Here is a 1,173-nt window from a genome sequence, read left to right on the forward strand (position 1 = left end):
GAACGTAATAAGCCACACGTTAACGTGGGCACAATTGGTCACGTCGACCATGGTAAAACAACTTTAACAGCTGCAATTGCAACTGTTTGTGCAAAAACTTTTGGTGGCGAAGCGAAAGACTACGCTGCAATTGACTCTGCACCAGAAGAAAAAGCACGTGGTATTACAATTAATACTTCACACGTAGAATACGATTCAGTAATTCGTCACTACGCGCACGTAGACTGTCCAGGTCACGCCGATTATGTTAAAAACATGATTACTGGTGCTGCTCAAATGGATGGCGCGATCCTTGTATGTGCTGCGACTGATGGTCCAATGCCACAGACTCGTGAACACATCCTTCTTTCTCGCCAAGTAGGCGTACCGTACATCGTTGTATTCTTAAACAAATGCGACCTTGTAGATGACGAAGAGTTACTTGAATTAGTAGAAATGGAAGTTCGTGAACTTCTTTCTATGTATAACTTCCCTGGTGATGACACTCCAATCATCCGTGGTTCAGCTTTAGCTGCACTTAACGGTGACCAAGGTCAATACGGCGAACCAGCTGTAGTAGCTCTTGTTGAAGCTCTAGATTCTTATATTCCTGAGCCAGAACGTGCTATCGATCTTCCATTCCTTATGCCAATTGAAGATGTATTCTCAATCTCAGGTCGTGGTACAGTAGTAACTGGCCGTGTTGAGACTGGTATCGTTAAAGTAGGCGAAGAAGTTGAAATCGTTGGTATTAAAGATACAGTTAAAACAACTGTAACTGGCGTAGAAATGTTCCGTAAACTTCTTGACGAAGGTCGTGCGGGCGAGAACTGTGGTGTTCTTCTACGTGGTACTAAACGTGAAGACGTTCAGCGTGGTCAAGTATTGACTAAACCAGGTGCGATCAAACCGCATACTAAATTCGACGCAGAAGTATACGTACTTTCTAAAGAAGAAGGTGGTCGTCATACTCCATTCCTTAACGGTTACCGTCCACAGTTCTACTTCCGTACAACTGACGTAACTGGCGCTATCGCTCTTCAAGACGGCGTAGAAATGGTTATGCCTGGTGACAACGTAGAAATGTCAGTAGAATTAATCCACCCAATCGCAATGGACCCAGGTCTACGTTTTGCGATCCGTGAAGGTGGTCGTACAGTTGGTGCTGGTGTTGTTGCTAAAGTAACTGCATAA

The 1,173-nt window shown here is 44.3% G+C and carries 1 protein-coding gene; it reads left to right on the forward strand.

The genetic code is table 11. The annotated features are described in order from the left end of the window. The coding region (gene tuf / locus A6M14_RS06690; RefSeq protein ID WP_152874213.1) for an elongation factor Tu at positions 1-1,173 on the forward strand (1,173 nt) is incomplete at its 5' end.

This window comes from Acinetobacter portensis, from assembly GCF_009372215.1.
Taxonomy (GTDB): domain Bacteria; phylum Pseudomonadota; class Gammaproteobacteria; order Pseudomonadales; family Moraxellaceae; genus Acinetobacter; species Acinetobacter portensis.